Source organism: Streptomyces sp. NPDC004065 (genome assembly GCF_044903565.1).
In the GTDB taxonomy this organism is placed as follows: Bacteria; Actinomycetota; Actinomycetes; order Streptomycetales; family Streptomycetaceae; genus Streptomyces.
Window position 1 is genome coordinate 129,644 of the sequence record NZ_JBJDQT010000014.1, and the last position, 19,621, is coordinate 149,264.

A 19,621-nucleotide genomic window follows, 5' to 3' on the forward strand; every position below is an offset into this window, starting at 1 on the left:
GGGTGCTCAGCCCAGGCGGACGCGCGCGAGCTGGCGGGACTGCGCCACCAGGCGGTCGGCGCTGTCCCAGACCTCGGCGTCCTCCTCCAGGAAGCCGCCCGCGAGGTTGCGGGTGGTGATGGACACGCGCAGCGGGCCCGGCGCCGGGCGGCAGCGGACGTGCACGGTCAGCTCGACGGTGGGGACCCAGCCCTTCAGGCCGAGTTCGAAGGCGGTCGGGGGCAGCGCGTCCACGGCGAGCAGCAGGGAGAACGGGTCGTGGTCCCGGCCGTCGGCGAGGCCGAACCAGGCCCGCATCTCCCCCTTGCCGGAGGGTGCGCCCAGCGCCCAGCCGAGTGTGGCCGGGTCCAGCTTGAGCATCAGGCGGTCGGTGATCGCGGAGCTGCCCGGGACGGGGGCGGGGCTGTCCTGCGGCCCGAAGCACTGCTCCATCGGCGGGATGGCGGGCGGCTTCGCCGTGGTGCGCACGTCGTCGGGGAGACCGGCCAGGTCGCCGTAGGAGGCCAGCACGCGGATGCGCTCCACCTCGCGGCCGTCCTCGTCGTACTGGAACAGGGACGCCTGGCCGGTCGACAGGGTGCGGCCGGTGCGGACCACGTCCGTGCGGACGACGGCCGGACCGGGCTGGGAGGCGGTCAGGTAGTGCGCCGAGACGGTGAACGGGTCCGGGTGCGGCAGGGCGTCCGAGAGGGCCCGGCCGAGGACGGCGAGCAGATAGCCGCCGTTGACGGCGTTGATGATGGTCCAGCCGGCGGAGAGGTCGATGTCGTAGACACCGGGCGCGCGCGGGGTCACCGCGGTGTCGCGGTCGAACTCGCTGTCGCCGATCGGGGCCCGCGCGGCCGGGACGGAAGCTGCTTCTGGCATGCGTGAACGGTACAACAGGTAACTACTAAGCGGTAGCTTTTCTACCTCGTCGTCCCCGCCGTCCCCGCCGTCCCCGCCGTCCCCGCCGTCCCCGCCGTCCCCGCCGTCCCTGCCGTCCCTGCCGTCCCCGCGGGGCACCCCCTTCCCCCGGCCGTCCCGTGCCTGTACGTTCGGTGAGCGTTCGGACAGTTCTCGGTAATGGTCCGCACGCGCCTGTGACCTGCGGGCCCCGATCGCCATCTATGAGGACATGAGCCTCACCGGGACTCCGTTTCTTTACACCGCCATCGCGCTGGCCGTGCTCGCCCTGGCCCTGCCGTTCGCGCTGTGGACGCGGCTGCCGGGACCGAGGGCGCTGCGCGCCGCGGCCCGGGCGTTGATGCTGCTGTTCACCCAGGCCACCGCCGTGACCCTGGTGTTCGTGCTGGTGAACAACGCCAACAACCTGTACGACAACTGGGCCGACCTGCTCGGCACCGGCAACCATGTGCAGCGGGCCGCCGACCTCGGCGCCGACGGCACCGGAGGGGTCGCCTACCGGAAGCTGCCGAAGGTGCGCCAGAGCTTCCGGCCGGCGCAGGGGCCGGGCATGCGCGCGGCAGGCGGCGTCAGGGTCACCCAGCTCAAGGGCCGCATCTCGGGCGTGAGCGGCGAGGTCTACGTCTGGCTGCCGCCGCAGTACAACGACCCGGCCCAGCGGAACAGGACCTTCCCCGTGGTCGAGGTGCTGTCCGGCTACCCGGGCTCGGCCAAGGCCTGGTTCGGGTCGATGCGGGTGCACGAGCAGCTGGAGCCGCTGATGCGCAGCGGCCAGGTGGCGCCGTTCATCCTGGTCTCGCCGCGCACCAATCTGATCGCCAAGGCGGACACGGGCTGCGCCAACATCCCCGGCACCGTGAACGCGGACAGCTGGCTGAGCGTCGACGTGCCGAAGATGGTGATGGACAACTTCCGCACCCGGCCGGCCCCGGACGGCTGGGCGGTGGCCGGCTACTCGGCGGGCGCGCACTGCGCCGCGAAACTCGCCGTCGCCCACCCCGACCGCTACCGGGCCGGGGTCAGTCTCTCCGGCTACAACGACCCGATCGGCGTACCCGGCTCCCTGGCGGCCCGGACCCCCGGGGTGCGGCGCGCGAACAACCCGTACGTGCTGCTGGGGAAGTACCGGCAGCCGCCGCGCGTCGCGCTCTACTACTCCGGCCAGTCCGGCGACGGCTACCAGGCCGGCCTGGCCATGCGGCGGATCGCCAAGGCCCCCACCACCGTGCGCGTGGTGCTCCTGCCGCGCAACGCCGGCGGGCACAGCATGGCGCTGTGGCGGCCCCAGGCGCCCGCGGTGTTCGGCTGGCTGACCGCGCAGCTGGGCGACCGCGAGCCGCCGTCCTCCCAGCGCCCCGGGCGGCCGCCGACGGCCGCCGCTACTCCTCCCGGACCGTCGAGCGCCGGTTCCAGGCGCGCGGAGCCCGCCAGTGGTACCGCATCGCCAGCAGGCGCAGGACGAACGCCGTGAGCGCGGCGAACCCACTGGTGAACGGGGTCAGCAGGTCCTGGTCGATGGCCAGCGCCACCATCGTGGCGCCGACGATCGCCGGGACCGCGTACAGGTCGCGGTCCCAGCGCAGCAGCGAGGGAACCTCGTTGGCGAGCACGTCCCGCAGCACACCGCCGCCCACGGCGGTGGCCAGGCCGAGGGTCGCCGACGCGGTCAGGTTGAGCCCGTAGGCGTACGCCTTCGTCGTGCCGGACACGCAGAACAGGCCGAGGCCCGCCGCGTCGAAGACGTACACCGCCCGCTGGATGCGCTCCACCTGCGGGTGCAGGAAGAACACCACGAGCGTGGCCAGCAGCGGTGTGAGGAAGTACCCCAGGTCGGTGAAGGCGGCCGGGGGTACGGCCCCGATCACCACGTCGCGGAACAGCCCGCCGCCCAGCGCGGTGACCTCGGCGAGGACGGCCATGCCGAAGACGTCGAAGTTCTTGCGCACGCCCAGCAGCGCCCCGGAGATGGCGAACACGAAGATGCCGACCACGTCGAGGGTGTGCTGGACGGAGGGGTTGAACAGTTGCTCGGGCACCCCACATTCTTACCTGCGGCGCCGGGCCGCTACGGGACGGGCCCGCGCGCTCACGGGGCCGGCCCGCCGGCCGTGAACCGCCAGGTGCGGAACAGGTCGCCGAGCCGCTGCCCGGGCACCGCCGTGGTGACGACGGCCCCCGGACGTGCCGAACGGGAGAGTGCCATCCCTCTGCACTCTCCCGTTCGGCCATGCGCATGACTTGCCCACTCGTCATGCCTCAGTCGTCGGTCGACTCCCGACGGTCGCTGCCGGAACCGGCCTCGGACCCGGACCCGGACTCGGCCGGGGCGTCCGACTCGGCGTCGGCGGCCTCGGCCTCCTCGGCCTCGGCGTCGGCGTCGGCGTCGGCGTCGGCGTCGGCGGCAGGAGCCGTGCCGGCCTCCTCCGTGCCGGACTCCGTGCGCTCGGCCTTCACGGCCCCCGTCGCGGCAGTCCCGGCCTTCGCCGGCTCCTCCTCCGCCTCCGCGGACGCGTCCTGGGACGCACCCGCCTCCGGCGCCCGCTCCGCGGCGACCTCCGCGGCCACCGCCGCCGAGGTGGCCGCGGACTCCGCCAGCACCTCGTCGGCGACCAGCTCCGCGGCCGCCTTCGCCGCGCTCAGCAGGACGGTGTCCTGCGGCGCCTGGTCCTCGAAGTTCTCCGGGTGGTGGCAGGCCACCCGCTGACCGGGCTTCAGCTCCAGCAGCGGCGGCTCGGTGGTCCGGCAGATCTCCGTGGCCTTCCAGCACCGGGTGTGGAAGCGGCAGCCGCTCGGCGGCGCGATCGGCGAGGGCACGTCGCCCCTGAGCAGGATGCGCTCGCTCTTGGCGTTCTTCCGCTGCGGGTCCGGGATCGGGACGGCCGACATCAGCGCCTTGGTGTACGGGTGCATCGGCGCCTTGTACAGCGACTCCCGGTCCGCCAGCTCGACGATCTTGCCCAGGTACATCACCGCGATCCGGTCCGAGACGTGCCGGACGACCGACAGGTCGTGCGCGATGATCACATACGTCAGGCCCAGCTCCTCCTGGAGGTCGTCCAGCAGGTTGACGACCTGCGCCTGGATCGACACGTCCAGCGCGGAGACCGGCTCGTCCGCGACCACCAGCTTCGGGTTGAGCGCGAGCGCGCGGGCGATGCCGATGCGCTGGCGCTGACCGCCGGAGAACTCGTGCGGATAGCGGTTGTAGTGCTCGGGGTTGAGCCCGACCACCGACAGCAGCCGCTGCACCTCCTTCTTGATGCCGCCCTCGGGCGTGACGCCCTGGAGCTTGAAGGGGGCGCCCACGATGGTGCCGATGGTGTGGCGCGGGTTCAGCGACGAGTACGGGTCCTGGAAGATCATCTGCACGTCGCGGCGCATCGGGCGCATACCGCCCACGCCGAGGTGCGTGATGTCCTTGCCCTCGAACTCGACCGTGCCGGCGGTCGGTTCGAGCAGCCGGGTGATCAGCCGGCCCATCGTCGACTTGCCGCATCCGGACTCGCCCACAACGCCCAGCGTCTCGCCCCTGCGCACCTCGAAGTCGATCCCGTCGACGGCGCGCACCGCGCCGACCTGACGCTGCAGCAGGCCCTTGCGGATCGGGAAGTGCTTCTGGAGACCGGTCACCTTCAGCAGGATCTCGCCGGAGGCGTCCTTGCCGGAGGCGTCCTTGCCGAGGGTGGTGCCGTCACTCTGCGCAGGGATGCTCACTGCCTTTTCCTCGCTCACAGCTTCGGCGCAATCTCTTCGGTCCAGATACGCTCCCGCTGCTCCTGCGTCAGGTGGCAGGCCGCCCAGTGACCGCTGCCGACCTCGGCCAGCTCGGGGCGGACCGTGCGGGTGACGTTGTCCTTCGGGATGTCGGCGTACGGGCAGCGCGGGTTGAAGGCGCAGCCGGACGGGACGTTGATGAGGGAGGGCGGGGAGCCCTTGATCGGGATGAGCCGGTCGGTCTGCTCCCGGTCCAGCCGCGGCATCGAACCCAGCAGGCCCCAGGTGTACGGGTGCCGGGGCGCGGAGAACACCTGCTCGGCCGGTCCACGCTCGACGCACCGGCCGGCGTACATCACCAGCAGGTCGTCGGCGATCTCGGCGACGACGCCGAGGTCGTGCGTGATCATGATGACCGCGGAGCCGAACTCCTTCTGCAGATCCCGGATGAGGTCGAGGATCTGCGCCTGGACGGTCACGTCCAGGGCGGTGGTCGGCTCGTCGGCGATCAGCAGCTCGGGGTTGTTGACCAGCGCCATCGCGATCATCGCGCGCTGGCGCATACCGCCGGAGAACTCGTGCGGGTAGCTGTCCACCCGCTTGGCCGGCTCCGGGATGCCCACGCGGTCCAGCATCTCGATCGCACGCTGCCTGGCGACCTTCTTGCTCACCTGGTGGTGGACGCGGTACGCCTCCACGATCTGGGCACCGACCGTGTAGTACGGGTGCATGGCGGACAGCGGGTCCTGGAAGATCATCGCCATCTTCCGGCCGCGCAGCCGGCGCACCTCGTCGGGGTGGGCGCCGATCAGCTCCTGCCCGTCCAGCCAGACCTCACCGGAGACCCGGGCGTTGGCCGCGCGGTGCAGGCCCATCAGGCCGAGCGAGGTGACGGACTTGCCGGAACCGGACTCGCCGACGATGCCCAGGGTCTGGCCCCGGCGCACGTCGAAGCTGACCCCGTCCACCGACTTGACCAGGCCGTCGTCGGTGTTGAAGTGGATGCGCAGATCGCGAACGGAGAGGAACGCGTCGTCGGCGTCGGTGGGGGCGACGGGGGCCGGTTCGCCGAGCGCCGCCTTGTCGAGCTTGCTCACGAGTACCTCACGCGGGGGTCGATGGCTGCGTACACCAGGTCGACGACGAGGTTGCAGAAGACGATGAAGAACGCGGCGACCAGGGTCACGCCCATCACGATGGGCAGGTCGTTGTCCTTGATGGCCTGGATGGAGTACGCGCCGATGCCCTGCAGGGAGAAGACGGTCTCGGTGAGCACCGCGGTGCCGACCAGGGTGCCGAAGTCCATGCCGAAGATGGTGACGATCGGGGTCAGCGAGGCGCGCAGCCCGTGCTTGGTGACGACCGTGGTCTCGCGCAGGCCCTTGGCCCGGGCCGTGCGGATGTAGTCCTCACTCATCGTCTCCAGCATGCCCGCCCGGGTGAGCCGGGCGTAGGTGGCGGAGAAGAGGAAAGCGAGGCTGATCCAGGGCAGCAGCAGGTGCCAGGCCCAGTCGGCGGGGTTCTCGGTGAACGGCACGTAGTCGGTGCTGTCCCAGATGGGCCACTGGTAGACGAACAGCGCGTTGATGACCTGCCCGGTGAAGAAGATCGGGAGGGAGACGCCGGCCAGCGCGATGAACATCGAGATGCGGTCGACCGGCCTGCCCTTGCGCAGGGCGGAGATCACACCGGTCGTCACACCGAAGATCACCCAGATCACGGCCGCGCCGACGGCCAGCGAGAAGGAGATCGGGATGCGCTGGGTCAGCTGCGGCCACACCTCGACGTGACTCTTGAAGGAGTACCCGAAGCAAGGGGCGTCGCAGTGACTGGCGTCGGGGCCGAACTTGTAGTCGGCGCCCACGAACAGGCCCTTGAGGTAGTCCCAGTACTGGATGTAGATGGGCTGGTCGAAACCCAGGTTCCTCTTGATCGCGGCGACGGACTCGGGGTTGGCGTCCTTGCCGACGTACTGGGTGGCCAGCTGGGTGGCTGTCTGGCCGCCCAGGCGGGGGACCAGGAAGAAGATGGCGAAGGTGACTGCGCTGACCACCAGCAGCAGTACCAATGCGCCGAAGACGCGTCGGATGATGTACGCAGCCACAGCTGTGCGGCTCCGGGTGGCCGGGGCGGAGTGTGTCCGCCCCGGCCACCCGGTGCCTTCACCTGCCTTTCAGGGGTATCCGGCCTGCTGTTACTTCGAGGAGCTCAGCAGTGCGTAGTCGTACATGCCGAGGTACGCCTGCGTGACCGTCACGTTGGTCGCGGACGTCGGCCGGAGCAGCAGGTTCTTGCGGTAGACCAGCGGCACGACGGAGGCGTTGTCGAGCACCATCTTGTCGATGTCGCCCCAGGCCTTCGTGCGGGCCGCGGAGTCCGTGTTGGCGATCGCGGACTTCAGAGCGTTGTTGATCTTCGGGTCGTTCAGCTCCATCAGGTTGTTGCCACCCGACGGCTTGATGGCCGCACCGTTGATGATCTGGTCCAGGAAGCCGTAGCCGGTCGGCCAGTCGGCACCCCACGCCATGGACAGCATGCCCAGCTTGTGCTCGTGGACGTAGCTCGGGACACCGGCGAAGTTGGAGAAGTACTTGCCGGAGGGGAACTGCTTGATGTCGACGGTGATGCCGGCGGCCTTCAGCGAGTTCTGGATCGCGGTGGCCTGCGCCACCTCGGCGGGACGGTCGGAACGGGCCGTCAGCGTGGTGGCGAAGCCGTTCGGCTTGCCGCACGCCTTGAGCTCTTCCTTGGCCTTGGCCACGTCGCCCTTGTTGCCCGGGGTCGCGTAGGTGTCGAACTTGGTGTAGCCGTTGACCGACGGCGGCAGCAGCGTGCTGGCCACGTCGCCCTTCGGGGTGCCGCCGATGGCGTCGAGCACCGACTTCTTGTCGATCGCCCACTGCACGGCCTTGCGGCAGTGGATGTTGTCGAACGGCTTCACGTTGACGTTCAGCGCGATGTACGACGTGGCGCCCGCGTAGGAGTTGTCCGTCTGCTTGGCGTACTTGCCGCTCAGCACCTTCGGCTGGGTCTGCGGCTGCACGCCGGTGCCCGCGATGTCACCCGTGATCTTGTCGGCCAGCAGGTTGTTGTCGATCGTGACCGGGTTGACCTTGAACTTGACCTCGATGCGGTCCGGCAGCGCCTTGCGCACCGGGTCCGTCTTGGCGTCCCAGTTCTTGTTGCGGACCAGGACGGCGCTGCGGCCCTCCTCGTACGACTGGAACTGGTACGGGCCGGAGGACACGATGTGCTGGACGTACTTGGCGCCGTCGTCCTTCGCCTGCGGCACGGGGGCCGTCTGGGAGAAGGTCGCCAGGTAGTCGAAGTCGGCGAACGGCTGGTTCAGCTTGAAGACGATCGTCCGGTCGTCCGGGGTCTCGATCGACTTCAGGCCCTCGGGCGACTTGTCCTTGTACGGGCCCTTGTACTTGTCGCCGCCGACCAGGTAGCTCTTGAAGTAGGTCGGGCCGTTGGAGAGGGCCTCGGGCGCGAAGTTGGAGCGCTCGATCGCGTACTTGATGTCCTTGGACGTCACCGGGGTGCCGTCCTGGAACTTCACGCCCTCACGCAGCTTGTACGTCCACGTCTTGGCGCCGTCGCTGGGCTTGCCCAGGGACTCGGCGAGGTCGGGAACGACCGTGAGGCCGTCCTTGCCCGCGGCCGGCTTGAACGTCACGAGCGTACGCGCGTACAGCCGCGAGAAGTTCTGCACGAAGCCGTAGTACGTGTTGCCCGGGTCCAGGGAGTCGGGCACGTCGGAGTCCTCCAGACGGACCGTGCCCCCCTTCTTGCTCGACGCGTTGACGATGGAGTCCAGCGCCGCGTCCTTCTTTCCGCTACCACCGGAGCCCTTGTCGCTGCCGCCCCCGCCGCCGCACGCAGCGGCGCCCAGCGAGAGCACCATGACCGACGCAACGGCCGCGGTAACCCTTCTCGTCTTCACGTGAGGAAAGCCCCCTCTATGGATGGATCTGTCGATGGATCACTTGCTGCGAGGGTCGAGGGCGTCACGCAGCCCGTCACCCAGCAGGTTGAAGGCCAGGACGGTGATGAAGATCGCCAGTCCGGGCACGAACATGAACTGCGGATCCGCTGTGTAGAGATCCACGGCGTTGCTGAGCATTCCGCCCCAGGAGGCCTGCGGCGGAGCGATGCCGACTCCGAGGAAGCTCAGCGCGGCCTCGAAGAGAATGTTCGTCGGGATGATCAGCGTCGAGTAGACGAGGATCGGCGCGACGAGGTTGGGGAGCAGTTCCCGGAAGAGGACGTAGGGGCCCCGGGCTCCGAGACTCTGCGCGGCCTCGATGAACTCCCGCTTGCGCAGGCTCATCGTCTGGGCCCGCACGATGCGGCCGATGTACGGCCAGCTGAAGAAGCCGATCACGAAGATCAGCACGCAGATGCGCAGCGGCAGTCCGTCCAGGCCGAAGAAGCCGTCCTGCACCGAGGCCGAGATGGCGATGGCGAACAGCAGGAGCGGGAAGGCCAGGAAGGTGTCCATCAGCTTGCTGATGAGACTGTCCACCCAGCCGCCGTAGTAGCCGGCGACGACGCCGAGCACCGTGCCGATCACGACCGACAGCAGCGTCGCGCCGCCGGCGACCAGCAGCGAGACCCAGGAGCCGTCGATGATGCGGGCCAGCATGTCGCGCCCGTACTGCGGCTCGATGCCCAGCGGGTGGGACCAGCTCATGCCGCCCCAGCCGCCCTTGGGAGCAAGTAGGGCGGGGTCGATCAGGTCCTGGTGGAACTTGTCCGGGTCGAGCCCGAAGGCCCACTCGATCGGCTTGGCGAGGACAGCCATGAGAACCAGCAGGACGACCACGACGCCACCCGCCACGGCCACCTTGTCCCTCTTGAAGCGGGTCCAGGCGATTTGGGTGAGTGAACGCCCTTCGATCTGGCTCCTCTTGGCCCCGGCGAGCACGGCCTCCGGCTGCGCTCCGGCTTCCGCCCCGGTGGTCTCGATCGGTGCGGTCACAGTGACCTGACCCCTCTCGCCGGTGGTGACCGGCCTTTGTCCGCCGCTGTGGACGGCTTGGTTCGCTTACCTGCTGCGCGGCGGCGGCCGCTGATGGGTGCGGCTCGACTGTCCAGCGGATCCTTCGATTGGTTCGATCACAGGATCGATGGCCTCGCGTCTGAGATGCGAGTCTTCAACGCGCTCGCGATCACTCGCCAGCCCAGAAGACGAAAGTATGCGCAACCGTGATGCAGTTCAGGGGATTCCGTTATCCGAACAGTGGGTAACGCCCCTCGGACACGGGGCAGTTGGGACACAAGGGTGATTGTGCCGCCAATCGGTGCGAATCATCTGTGTCTACGCGCGCAGAAGTGTGAGGGGCGCGTGCAGCATGTGGCGGATGTGAAGGGGCGGCCGGACGGCGCGCCGCGCGGTCCTGCCGGAGCGGCTGCTCGGCGGGCGGCGGCCGGACGGCCGCCGACAGCCGAGCAGCCGCCCGCCGTTCAGTAGCCGCCGCCCGCCGGCGGGTACCCGTAGCCGGCCGCCGGCAGGCCGGCGGGGGCCGCGTGGGCCTCGCGGTCGTAGAAGGGGCGGGAGTTGACGCGCAGCCACATCGCCACCGGGTCGTGCTCGTCGGACATCGCGACCGTCGACACCGGCAGGCCGTCGGGGACGGCGCCGACGGACTGCCGCATCATCGCCCGCACCGAGTCGACGGCGGGCGGCGAGGTGTCGTACACCTCCAGGCCGATGGCGAGGTACGGCGCCCCCAGCGCGGGCTGCACCCAGGCGCGGCGCAGTGAGCGGACCGCCGGGGTGCGGTGGGCGTTCTGGGCGAGCAGGGCGTAGAAGTGCGGGATCTCGATGGCCGGTTCGGACAGCCGCAGCGGGCCGGCGGGCTGGCGGTCCAGGCCGGTGGCGATGCGCCGCAGGTCCAGCCAGGGGATGCCGACGCCGCCGCCCGGCGCGTGCGGGTTGAGCCACAGGCCGTAGCGGTCGGGGTAGAGGGCGCGGGCCACCTCGAGGCCGTCCACCACCTCGAACGAACGGTTCCAGCCACTGGCCGACAGCTCCTGGGCGGAGGTGACGCAGGGCGCGTAGCTGTGGCCGTCGACCTCCATGTGGCCGTACTGGGCGTCCGGCGCCCCGGACTGGCCGTGCCACAGCAGCATCCAGACCTGGCCGGAGGACGGGGCCGCGAGGGCGCGCAGCAGCGCCTCGTAGGCGTCGTAGCGGCCGGGCGTCACCTGGCGCAGCATCTGCTCCACGTGCCCGGCCGCGGCCGTGCCGCTCGCGCTCACCTTTGTACCGCCCCTTCGTGCAACCAACGTTTCGCCGAGCCGGGCTCTAGCTTAAAGCCGCCCGGCCGCCCGGTACGGGGTCAGGTTTCACGCCACTTCGGCGCCTCAGGGGCCGTACTGGTAGAACGGCCGCACGCGCTCCCTCATCCACTCGGCCACCGGGTCGTCGGTCACGTCCAGCAGGACCAGGTTCACCGGCCAGGCCACCGGCACCCTGGCCAGGGCCCGGCCCAGGGCGTCCAGGGGGCGGACCCGCAGGTCGCCCTCCCACTGGGACAGTTCGACGCCGACGAACATCACCGGGTCGGCCGTCTCGACCGCGGCCAGGCAGCGGCGGGCGGTGCGCACCACGCCCGTCGCGGCGAACTCCTCGGAGGCGGCGGAGAGGAAGTCCACCGGGTCGTCCTGCCAGTCGGGCTCGAACAGGCGGACCCGGCCGCCGGTCGCGGGGCCGTCCAGCACGGTGCGGCCCGCCCGGCACAGGTCGGCCACGGCCGCGGGGGGCAGCGGGACGCCGACCACGCCCTCGGGGTTGATCGCGAGCCCGACCTGCGCGGGCAGTCCGCGCGCGAACTCGACGGCGGGCGCGACGGTGTACGCCATGTGGGAACCGGCGACCCGGCGGAGCTGCTCCTCGGAGCTGAACACCGGCACGTACGCCTGGCCGTCGATCTCCATGGTGGGCAGGTCGAGCGGACCGGTGCCGGGGCCGCCGCCGTTGGGCAGGGGCACCCACAGGAAGCTGCGGCCGAGCACCTCGACGATCCGGCCGCCGGCCGCCGGGACGCCCAGGGACGCCGACAGCACCTCCTCGAGCTCGTTGCCGGGCCACCCGCCGTGGGGGTGGGGGTGCGCCTGTGCCGGGAAGTCCGAGGAGAAATCCGCGGAGAAGCCCGCCGGGAAGTCCATCTGCCTACCGCCTGCCGAGAACCACTGCTGTGCCCGAAAGGCTAACGGTTCCCGCCGGGGCACCCGCCCGGCGCGTTCCGCCCGGGCACGGCACACCGGCGGGCCCGGGCACCGACGACACCGGCCCCACACGCCAGCCCGCCCGCCGCGTTCCCCACGGGTACGGCACACCGGCGGGCCCGGGCACCGACGACACCGGCCCCGCACGCCCGCCCGCCCGGCGCGTTCCCCACGGGTACGGCACACCGGCAGGTCCGGGCGCCGACGACGCCGGCCCCGCACGCCAGCCCGCCCGCCTGCCGCGTGCGCCCGCCTGCCTGCCGCGGGCGGGCCGCGGGGCCGCGTCGGCGCTCGCGGTCGCGGGCGCGCCAGAGGTCACGGTCACGGCAGAGGGCGCACTCGCACCGGCAGTCCCGGCCGCGACCCCGACCGCACCGGGGGTCCCGGCCGCACCGGCGGCCTCGCTCGCGTCGGCGGCCCCGACCGCACCAGCGGTCCCATCCACCGTCTCGTCGGCGGCCCCAGCCGCGCCAGCGGTCGCGGGCACGGCGGCGGTCGCGGGCACGCAAGAGGTCACACTGGCACCGGGAGTCCCGGTCGCGACCCCGGCGGCACCGGCAGCCTCGCTCGCACCGGCGGCCCCGGTCACGGCCACGGCCGCACCGGCAGTCCCAGCCACCGTCGCGTCGGCGGCCCCAGCCGCGCCAGCGGTCGCGGGCACGGCGGCGGTCGCGGGCACGGCGGCGACCGCGGGCACGCAAGAGGTCACACTGGCACCGGGAGTCCCGGTCGCGACCCCGGTCGCGCCAGCGATCCCGGTCGCGCCGGCAGTCGCACCGGCACCCGCGACCCCGGCCGCACCGGGGGTCCCGGCCGCACCCGCGATGCCTGTCGCGCCGGCGGTCGCGGTCACGCCAGAGGCCGCACGCGCACCGGCGCCCCCACTCGCGCGCCTCGCCTCACCCCGTGAAGCCGATGCGGTGCAGGGTGGCCGCCGCGGCGCGGTCCAGCAGGGTGGCCGAGGCGCAGCCCGCCGGGAGGTCGCCCTGTTCGGCCGAGCGCAGCAGGCGGGCGGTGGCCCTGCGGTGGCGCAGGAAGGCGTAGCGGGAGACGCCCCGGCCGCGTGCGCGCTGGCCGGCCAGCGCGGTGCCGGGGGCGACGTCCAGCAGGAGCAGGTGCAGGGTGCCGCCGCGGCGGCGGGCGGCGCGGGCCAGCCAGGACCGGACCCAGGTCTGGGTGCCGCAGTCGTGGACCACCAGGCCCTCTCCGGTGCGCAGGGCCCGGCGCAGACCGGCGTAGTGGGCGAGGCGGACCAGCGGGCGGTACACGGCGTACGGGAGGCGGTGCGCCAGCCGGGCGTCCCAGCGCTCGCGCATGTCCTGGGAGTCGATCCGGGTGCCGGGGACCGCGCGCCGCATCAGGGTCGACTTGCCGCTGCCGGGCAGCCCCGTGATCACGACCACGTCGCGCGGGCCGAAGAGCAGCGCGCGCGGGCCGTGGCCGGCCGGCCGGCCGCGCAGGTCGCGGACGACCGGGGCGGGCCGCCCGCCGCCGCGCTCGCGGGCGGGCGCCCCGGGGCGCGGGGGCAGGCCGAGAGCCTGCTCCGGCAGTGCGAGGGCTGGGGTCGTGGCGCAGGCCGCGGTCCTGTTCACCGTCATCGTCCTCCCCTGGGGTGGTGGCAGTGCACCTCCCCGTCGAGTGCAAAGAGAAGGTAATGCGAGGTCTTCCCTCTTTTCGTGCGCGTACGGCCACAGGCCGGTTACAAAGGCGGCCCTGCCGAGGGCGCCCCGGGCGTGCAATGATGTCGGCGTCAACTGCATACCGGCCGCTTGAATCCGCGCGGGAGAGTCCCCAGCCGTCCGTCTCGCTGGGGCGCCGAAGGAGCAAGTCCCTCCCTTGAATCTCTCAGGCACCATTACCGCGTGGGCGAGGCACATCTGAAAAGCGGGCCGCTGCCGCAGTGGCTCCACCCAAGGTGCAAGCCGTGACCGTCCGCCCGCCGGCGGGTCAGGGCGAACCTCTCAGGTTCCGATGACAGATGGGGAGGACACGAGATCCCTCCTCGTCCTCCCCCGCGCCCGGCCCGGACCGGACCGCGCGCGGGGACCCCATCGCCTTGGAGACCGACCGATGAGCAGTACCGAATCGCCGCAGCCGTCCCCGCAGCCGCGCCGCACCGCGCTCGACGCGCTGCACCGCTCGCTGGGGGCGACGATGACCGACTTCGCCGGCTGGGACATGCCCCTGCGCTACGGCTCCGAGCGCGACGAGCACCTGGCCGTGCGCACCAGGGCGGGCCTGTTCGACCTGTCCCACATGGGCGAGATCACGGTCACCGGCCCGGCGGCCGCCGCCCTGCTGGACCACGCCCTGGTGGGCAACATCGGCTCCGTCGGCGTCGGGCGCGCCCGCTACACCATGATCTGCCGGGCCGACGGCGGCATCCTCGACGACCTGATCGTCTACCGGCTGGCCGAGACCGAGTACATGGTCGTCGCCAACGCCGCCAACGCCCAGGTGGTGCTCGACGCGCTCACCGAGCGGGCGGCCGGCTTCGACGCCGAGGTCCGCGACGACCGTGACGCCTACGCGCTGATCGCCGTCCAGGGCCCCGAGTCGCCGGGCATCCTCAAGTCCCTGACCGACGCCGACCTGGACGGGCTGAAGTACTACGCCGGCCTGCCGGGCACGGTCGCGGGCGTGCCCGCGCTGATCGCGCGCACCGGCTACACCGGCGAGGACGGCTTCGAGCTGTTCGTCGCCCCGGCCGACGCCGAGAAGCTGTGGCGGGCGCTGACCGACGCCGGCGAGGGCGTGGGGCTGGTCCCGTGCGGGCTGTCCTGCCGCGACACGCTGCGCCTGGAGGCGGGCATGCCGCTGTACGGGCACGAGCTGACGACCGCGCTGACCCCGTTCGACGCGGGTCTGGGCCGGGTGGTGAAGTTCGACAAGGAGGGCGACTTCGTGGGGCGCGAGGCGCTGGCCGCCGCCGCCGAGCGTGCCGCCGCCAGCCCGCCGCGGGTGCTGGTCGGCCTGGTCGCCCAGGGCCGCCGCGTCCCCCGCGCGGGGTACGCCGTCGTCGCGGACGGCGAGGTGATCGGCGAGGTCACCTCCGGCGCCCCCTCCCCCACCCTGGGCAAGCCGATCGCCATGGCGTACGTCGACGCCGCCCACGCCGCTCCGGGCACCCCGGGCGTGGGCGTGGACATCCGGGGCAGCCACGAGCCGTACGAGGTCGTGGCGCTGCCCTTCTACAAGCGGCGGAAGTGACACCGTCGTGAGCAGCAGGGCGTGAGGGCGGGGCGCACGCGGGCACACGCGTGCCGCGCCCGCGCCGGGAACCGGCCCGCCGTGTCCGGTCCCGCACGCCCTTCGCAGGTCCCCATCCATCAGCACCCCCCGCGTACAGGAGAATCCAGGCCATGAGCAACCCCCAGCAGCTGCGCTACAGCAAGGAGCACGAGTGGCTGTCGCCCGCCGAGGACGGCGTGGCGACGGTCGGCATCACCGAGTTCGCGGCCAACGCGCTCGGCGACGTCGTCTACGCCCAGCTCCCCGAGGTCGGCGACACGGTGACCGCGGGCGAGACCTGCGGCGAGCTGGAGTCGACGAAGTCGGTGTCCGACCTGTACTCCCCGGTCAGCGGTGAGGTCACGGAGATCAACGAGGACGTGGTGAACGACCCGTCGCTGGTGAACTCCGCGCCCTTCGAGGGCGGCTGGCTGTTCAAGGTGCGCGTCTCGGAGGAGCCCGCCGACCTCCTTTCCGCCGACGAGTACGCCGCCGAGACGGCGGGCTGAGCAGCGCGACGATGACTGAGCAGATGAGCGTTCTGAACACCCCGCTGCACGAACTCGACCCGGACGTCGCCGCCGCGGTCGACGCCGAGCTGCACCGCCAGCAGTCCACCCTCGAGATGATCGCCTCGGAGAACTTCGCCCCGGTCGCGGTCATGGAGGCGCAGGGCTCGGTCCTCACCAACAAGTACGCCGAGGGCTACCCGGGCCGGCGCTACTACGGCGGCTGCGAGCACGTCGACGTGGTCGAGCGGATCGCCGTCGACCGGATCAAGGCGCTGTTCGGCGCCGAGCACGCCAACGTCCAGCCGCACTCGGGCGCCCAGGCCAACGCGGCCGCGATGTTCGCGCTGCTGCAGCCCGGCGACACGATCATGGGCCTGGACCTCGCGCACGGCGGGCACCTGACCCACGGCATGCGGATCAACTTCTCCGGCAAGCTCTACGACGTCGTCGCCTACCACGTGGGCGAGGACGGCCTGGTCGACATGGCCGAGGTGGAGAAGCTGGCGAAGGAGTCCCGGCCCAGGCTGATCGTGGCCGGCTGGTCGGCGTACCCGCGGCAGCTGGACTTCGCCGCGTTCCGCCGGATCGCCGACGAGGTCGGCGCGTACCTGATGGTCGACATGGCGCACTTCGCCGGCCTGGTGGCCGCGGGCCTGCACCCCAACCCGGTGCCGCACGCCCATGTGGTCACCACGACCACCCACAAGACGCTGGGCGGGCCGCGCGGCGGGGTCATCCTGTCCACCGCCGAGCTGGCCAAGAAGATCAACTCCGCGGTCTTCCCCGGTCAGCAGGGCGGCCCGCTGGAGCATGTGATCGCCGCCAAGGCGGTCTCCTTCAAGGTCGCGGCGAGCGAGGACTTCAAGGAGCGCCAGCGTCGTACCCTGGAGGGCGCCCGCATCGTGGCCGAGCGCCTGACGCGGGACGACGCCAAGGCGGCCGGCGTCGACGTGCTGACCGGCGGCACGGACGTGCACCTGGTCCTGGTGGACCTGCGCGACTCCGAGCTGGACGGCCGGCAGGCCGAGGACCGGCTGCACGAGGTCGGGATCACGGTCAACCGCAACGCGGTCCCGAACGACCCGCGCCCGCCGATGGTCACCTCCGGCCTGAGGATCGGCACCCCGGCCCTGGCGACCCGCGGCTTCACCGCCGAGGACTTCGCCGAGGTCGCGGACGTCATCGCGGAGACGCTGAAGGCGCCCGCCCCCTTCGGGGAGGCCGAGGCGCGGGCCCTGAGGGACAGGGTCGCGGCCCTGGCCGGCAAGCACCCGCTGTACCCGGGTCTGAACAAGTAAGTCACCGCACCCGCATCCGCACCCGCATCCGCACCCGCATCCGGAAAGCACCGCGCACGGCCGGAGAACCCGTCCGTGCGCGGTGCCCCGGCTCCCGCCGCCACCCCCGGCACCCCGCGCACCACCTCCCGCACCACCCGTACTGAGGAGTTCCCGTGGCCATCTCGGTCTTCGACCTGTTCTCGATCGGCATCGGCCCGTCCAGCTCCCACACGGTCGGCCCGATGCGCGCGGCCCGGATGTTCGCCCGCCGGCTGCGCGGCGAGGGACTGCTGGAGCACGCCGTGTCGCTGCGCGCGGAGCTGTACGGCTCCCTCGGCGCGACGGGCCACGGCCACGGCACCCCCAAGGCGGTGCTGCTCGGCCTGGAGGGCGACTCGCCCCGCACGGTGGACGTGGAGACGGCGGACGAGCGGGTGGAGCGGATCAAGGAGTCCGGCCGGCTCCGGCTGCTCGGCGAGCACGAGATCGCGTTCTCCTTCGACGACGACATGGTGCTGCACCGCCGCAAGGCGCTGCCCTACCACGCCAACGGGATGACCCTGTGGGCGTACGACGCCTCGGGCGCCGAGCTGCTGACCAAGACGTACTACTCGGTGGGCGGCGGCTTCGTGGTGGACGAGGACGCGGTGGGCGCGGACCGCATCAAGCTCGACGACACGGTGCTGAAGTACCCGTTCCGCACCGGGGACGAGCTGCTGCGGCTGACGAAGGAGACCGGTCTGTCGATCTCCTCGCTGATGCTGGAGAACGAGCGGGCCTGGCGCACCGAGGAGGAGATCCGCGAGGGCCTGCTGGAGATCTGGCGGGTGATGCAGGCCTGCGTGCGGCGGGGCATGTCCCGCGAGGGCATCCTGCCGGGCGGGCTGAAGGTGCGCCGCCGCGCGGCCGTCACCGCGCGCCAGCTGCGCGCCGAGGGCGACGCGGCCGCCCGCGCGATGGAGTGGATCACGCTCTACGCGATGGCGGTCAACGAGGAGAACGCGGCCGGCGGCCGGGTGGTGACCGCCCCGACCAACGGCGCGGCCGGCATCATCCCGGCGGTGCTGCACTACTACATCAACTTCGTCCCCGGCGCGGACGAGGAGGGCGTGGTCCGCTTCCTGCTCGCCGCCGGCGCGATCGGCATGCTGTTCAAGGAGAACGCCTCGATCTCCGGCGCGGAGGTCGGCTGCCAGGGCGAGGTCGGCTCGGCCTGCTCGATGGCGGCGGGCGCGCTGGCCGAGGTGCTGGGCGGCACCCCCGAGCAGGTGGAGAACGCCGCCGAGATCGGCATGGAGCACAACCTGGGCCTCACCTGCGATCCGGTCGGCGGCCTGGTGCAGATCCCCTGCATCGAGCGCAACGGCATGGCCGCGGTCAAGGCCGTCACCGCCGCCCGCATGGCCATGCGCGGCGACGGCTCGCACAAGGTCTCCCTGGACAAGGTCATCAAGACCATGAAGGACACCGGCGCGGACATGTCCGTGAAGTACAAGGAGACCGCCCGCGGCGGACTCGCGGTGAACATCATCGAGTGCTGAGCGCTTCCCCGCCCCCGGACCTCGTCCGGGGGTGAGGTGATTCCTGTTCCTCCAGGGGCTACCGCACGGTAACCGCCTGCCCCTACGCTGCGGCCAACTCGGCTACGGCGAAGGGGAGTTGGCCCATGCGTGTGGCAAGACGGCTGGCGGCGCTGGTGGGCGCCGCCGCACTGCTGTCGGTGGTGCCCGGCACCGCCGCCCAGGCGGACCAGGCACCGAAGTTCTCGCGGACCACGGCGATCGGCACGCACAACGCGTACGAGAAGGCCAAGTACACGTACTTCGCGCAGGCGCTGGACTCCGGCGCCTCGCTGCTCGAACTCGACGTCTACACCGACCCGTTGAGCAGGCGGTGGCGGGTGAGCCACAGCAACCCGCTGGGCAACGACAACAACTGCGAGGCCGCGCGGACGCCCGCCGAGCTCTACGGCAAGAGCCGCAACCAGGACCTCGGCGGCTGCCTGGACAACATCGCGGCCTGGCACCAGCTGCACCCGGACCACCGGCCGATCGTCTTCAAGGTGGAGATGAAGAACGGCTTCAACAACACCATCGGCCTCGGCCCGGACGAGTTCGACACGCTGGTGCGGCAGAAGCTCGGCAGCCTGGTCTACCGGCCGTCCGACCTGCTCGGCGGGGTGTACGACTCGGTGGACGCGGCCGCACGGGCCGACGCCTGGCCGTCCCGGGACGCGCTGCGCGGCAAGGTGCTGCTGGAGCTGATCCCCGGCACCGTGGAACAGGCCAACCCCTTCGACCACTACTGGACCGACCGCGAGTACGGCGACCATCTGCGCGACCTGTACGCGGCCGGGAACATCGGCGAGGCGCAGGCGTTCCCCGCGGTCCTCGGCGCCGCCGCGGGCGACCCGCGCACCGGCCGCTACGACGCCTCGATCCGCCCCTGGTTCGTGTTCTTCGACGGCGACGCGGCGACGTACGTCACCCAGGGGTACGACACGTCCTTCTACTCGAGGAACCACTACATCCTGATCACCACGGGCGCCGCCGGGGTCGCCCCGGCGATCTCCTCCACCGATCCCACCGACGCGGAGGTGGCCGCCCGTCTGCGGCTCCTCGCCGGCGCCCACGCGAGCGTCATCACCTCGGACTGGGCGGCCAAGCCGCCGTCCGTACTGGGATCGGTGGCCGACCGGAGCTGATGTTCGAACACCCCGAGGGGATCGGCCGTACGGGAGTC

Annotated in this window: 16 protein-coding genes and 1 riboswitch; of the genes, 6 read left to right on the plus strand and 10 right to left on the minus strand. The window is 71.8% G+C overall.

Annotated elements, in window-relative coordinates; translation table 11 throughout:
* Positions 1–6: 6 nt before the first annotated feature.
* A complete protein-coding gene (locus ACI2LW_RS17345) occupies positions 7–867 on the minus strand; it encodes a thioesterase family protein (protein WP_404732037.1) in 861 nt (286 codons plus the stop codon).
* Between the two features lie 250 nt (positions 868–1,117).
* On the opposite strand from ACI2LW_RS17345, the gene ACI2LW_RS17350 reads away from it, so the two are divergent.
* Positions 1,118–2,377, plus strand: a complete 1,260-nt coding sequence (locus ACI2LW_RS17350; RefSeq protein WP_404732038.1) for an alpha/beta hydrolase — start codon at positions 1,118–1,120, stop codon at positions 2,375–2,377.
* On the opposite strand, the gene ACI2LW_RS17355 is transcribed toward ACI2LW_RS17350, so the two are convergent.
* From ACI2LW_RS17355 to ACI2LW_RS17395, 9 genes are all read right to left on the minus strand, one after another.
* Positions 2,286–2,942: a trimeric intracellular cation channel family protein gene (locus tag ACI2LW_RS17355; RefSeq protein ID WP_404732039.1), complete on the minus strand. Its 657-nt coding sequence runs from the start codon at positions 2,940–2,942 to the stop codon at positions 2,286–2,288. The two genes, ACI2LW_RS17350 and ACI2LW_RS17355, sit on opposite strands and share 92 nt — an antisense overlap.
* A 220-nt stretch (positions 2,943–3,162) precedes the next feature.
* A complete protein-coding gene (locus ACI2LW_RS17360) occupies positions 3,163–4,620 on the minus strand; it encodes an ABC transporter ATP-binding protein (protein WP_404732040.1) in 1,458 nt (485 codons plus the stop codon).
* Between the two features lie 14 nt (positions 4,621–4,634).
* Positions 4,635–5,717 (minus strand): ABC transporter ATP-binding protein, encoded by a 1,083-nt coding sequence (locus ACI2LW_RS17365; protein ID WP_404732041.1) that lies wholly within the window; start codon positions 5,715–5,717, stop codon positions 4,635–4,637.
* Positions 5,714–6,724: an ABC transporter permease gene (locus ACI2LW_RS17370; protein WP_404732042.1), complete on the minus strand. Its 1,011-nt coding sequence runs from the start codon at positions 6,722–6,724 to the stop codon at positions 5,714–5,716. The genes ACI2LW_RS17365 and ACI2LW_RS17370 overlap by 4 nt, the downstream gene beginning before the upstream one ends.
* 90 nt (positions 6,725–6,814) lie before the next feature.
* On the minus strand, positions 6,815–8,527 hold the full coding sequence (locus ACI2LW_RS17375; RefSeq protein ID WP_404732075.1) for an ABC transporter substrate-binding protein: 1,713 nt from the start codon (positions 8,525–8,527) through the stop codon (positions 6,815–6,817).
* Between the two features lie 78 nt (positions 8,528–8,605).
* Complete coding sequence (locus tag ACI2LW_RS17380) at positions 8,606–9,604, minus strand: ABC transporter permease (protein WP_404732043.1); 999 nt, start codon at positions 9,602–9,604, stop codon at positions 8,606–8,608.
* Positions 9,605–10,089: 485 nt separating this feature from the next.
* Positions 10,090–10,887, minus strand: a complete 798-nt coding sequence (locus tag ACI2LW_RS17385; protein WP_404732044.1) for an enhanced serine sensitivity protein SseB C-terminal domain-containing protein — start codon at positions 10,885–10,887, stop codon at positions 10,090–10,092.
* 105 nt (positions 10,888–10,992) lie between these two features.
* The gene (locus ACI2LW_RS17390; protein WP_404732045.1) at positions 10,993–11,796 is read right to left on the minus strand and encodes an enhanced serine sensitivity protein SseB; all 804 of its coding nucleotides are present in this window, start codon (positions 11,794–11,796) and stop codon (positions 10,993–10,995) included.
* A 959-nt stretch (positions 11,797–12,755) separates the two neighbouring features.
* On the minus strand, positions 12,756–13,454 hold the full coding sequence (locus ACI2LW_RS17395; protein WP_404732046.1) for an AAA family ATPase: 699 nt from the start codon (positions 13,452–13,454) through the stop codon (positions 12,756–12,758).
* Positions 13,455–13,626: 172 nt separating this feature from the next.
* Positions 13,627–13,727, plus strand: a riboswitch (glycine riboswitch).
* A 199-nt stretch (positions 13,728–13,926) separates the two neighbouring features.
* Here ACI2LW_RS17395 and gcvT point away from each other — a divergent pair.
* From gcvT to ACI2LW_RS17420, 5 genes are all read left to right on the plus strand, one after another.
* On the plus strand, positions 13,927–15,066 hold the full coding sequence (gene gcvT, locus ACI2LW_RS17400; protein ID WP_404732047.1) for a glycine cleavage system aminomethyltransferase GcvT: 1,140 nt from the start codon (positions 13,927–13,929) through the stop codon (positions 15,064–15,066).
* Positions 15,067–15,218: 152 nt separating this feature from the next.
* Positions 15,219–15,596, plus strand: coding sequence for a glycine cleavage system protein GcvH (gene gcvH, locus ACI2LW_RS17405; protein ID WP_404732048.1), 378 nt, complete (start codon positions 15,219–15,221; stop codon positions 15,594–15,596).
* Positions 15,597–15,619: 23 nt separating this feature from the next.
* Positions 15,620–16,897, plus strand: a complete 1,278-nt coding sequence (glyA, locus tag ACI2LW_RS17410; RefSeq protein ID WP_404732049.1) for a serine hydroxymethyltransferase — start codon at positions 15,620–15,622, stop codon at positions 16,895–16,897.
* A gap of 155 nt (positions 16,898–17,052) precedes the next feature.
* Positions 17,053–18,420 carry an L-serine ammonia-lyase gene (locus ACI2LW_RS17415; RefSeq protein WP_404732050.1) on the plus strand — a complete coding sequence of 456 codons (1,368 nt, stop codon included), beginning with the start codon at positions 17,053–17,055 and terminating at the stop codon, positions 18,418–18,420.
* A gap of 125 nt (positions 18,421–18,545) precedes the next feature.
* Positions 18,546–19,583: a phosphatidylinositol-specific phospholipase C domain-containing protein gene (locus tag ACI2LW_RS17420; RefSeq protein WP_404732051.1), complete on the plus strand. Its 1,038-nt coding sequence runs from the start codon at positions 18,546–18,548 to the stop codon at positions 19,581–19,583.
* Positions 19,584–19,621: the final 38 nt, after the last annotated feature.

Coding starts and splice junctions, on each gene's coding strand:
- ACI2LW_RS17395 (WP_404732046.1), bottom strand. CDS start 13,454: ATGACGGTGAACAGGACCGCGGCCTGCGCCACGACCCCAGCCCTCGCA.
- glyA (WP_404732049.1), top strand. CDS start 15,620: ATGAGCGTTCTGAACACCCCGCTGCACGAACTCGACCCGGACGTCGCC.
- ACI2LW_RS17350 (WP_404732038.1), top strand. CDS start 1,118: ATGAGCCTCACCGGGACTCCGTTTCTTTACACCGCCATCGCGCTGGCC.
- gcvT (WP_404732047.1), top strand. CDS start 13,927: ATGAGCAGTACCGAATCGCCGCAGCCGTCCCCGCAGCCGCGCCGCACC.
- gcvH (WP_404732048.1), top strand. CDS start 15,219: ATGAGCAACCCCCAGCAGCTGCGCTACAGCAAGGAGCACGAGTGGCTG.
- ACI2LW_RS17345 (WP_404732037.1), bottom strand. CDS start 867: ATGCCAGAAGCAGCTTCCGTCCCGGCCGCGCGGGCCCCGATCGGCGAC.
- ACI2LW_RS17375 (WP_404732075.1), bottom strand. CDS start 8,527: ATGGTGCTCTCGCTGGGCGCCGCTGCGTGCGGCGGCGGGGGCGGCAGC.
- ACI2LW_RS17420 (WP_404732051.1), top strand. CDS start 18,546: ATGCGTGTGGCAAGACGGCTGGCGGCGCTGGTGGGCGCCGCCGCACTG.
- ACI2LW_RS17390 (WP_404732045.1), bottom strand. CDS start 11,796: ATGGACTTCCCGGCGGGCTTCTCCGCGGATTTCTCCTCGGACTTCCCG.